At 46.7% G+C, this 959-nt stretch carries 1 pseudogene; it reads right to left on the bottom strand.

Annotation, left to right across the window (positions count from 1 at the left end):
• Positions 1-959, bottom strand: a pseudogene (locus MOB01S_RS12630) (hypothetical protein); the annotation flags it as partial.

Consider the following 959-nt stretch of genomic DNA (forward strand, 5'->3'; position numbering starts at 1 on the left):
GGTAACATCTGCCACAGTACCATCATCATTCATGGTTACGTTAGCAACTGTGCCTGTGCCGTTGACGAAGTTAACGGTGTCATAGGCTTTTACAAAGTCTTTGGCAGTGCCGTTTTCTTGTAGGTTAAAGCCTGAATTTAGTACATCACCCACAGTAGCAGCGTTGCTGTAGATGTTGGCAACATCTGCAGGTTTGGCAGCATTGGTGGTGAAGCTGTCAGCAGGTTTGTCTGTCAAGCGTTTGTCATCACCTTCGGTCAAGTCACCTTTGTTGTAGGTAGGTGCCAAGTTACCAGTTAGGTTGGCGATGGTGTTGTTGCCATTGACGGTACCAATGGTGATTGGGTTGTCAGTTTGACTTGGGTTGGTAGCATTTGGTGTACCGCCCACAGTGATGTTGCTTGCTGTTACGTTGTTGAAGGTAACATCATCATCTGTTGCAACGGTGTAAATGGTTTGACCATTGTCGCCAGTTGCAGAAGTGACGTTCATGTTTTTGCCTTCAACCACTTCTGTCTTAGCAGCACCAGCAGCAGCTTGTAGGTCACCAATGTTAGCAACGTTGTTTAGTGTATCGCCAGTAGCCTTAGCAACTGCATCAGCGATGTTACGCTTGTCTTGGGCAGTTGGTGCTGTTGGGTTAGCAACAGGAGCAGTTACGTTGTCACGTACACCAGAAGCAACGTTTTGTACTTGAACAGGGTTGTTGTCACCGCTAACAAGTTTGGCTGTATTGCTTGGGGTAGAGGTATCTTCTGCTTTGTCATTGACATAAGCAACTGCACTGTTATAGGTAACGGTGGTTGTTTTGCCATCTTCTGAAGTAGTAACGTTAGCAGTTGTACCTGTACCGTTAACGAAGCTTAGGGTTTCACCAGCTTTAACTAGGTCAGAGCCGTCTGCAGCAGGTTCTTTACCGTTGGCAACAACGTTAAAGCCTGAGTTGTTGATGGCGTTGG

Source organism: Moraxella oblonga NBRC 102422, from assembly GCF_001598275.1.
Lineage (GTDB): Bacteria > Pseudomonadota > Gammaproteobacteria > Pseudomonadales > Moraxellaceae > Moraxella > Moraxella oblonga.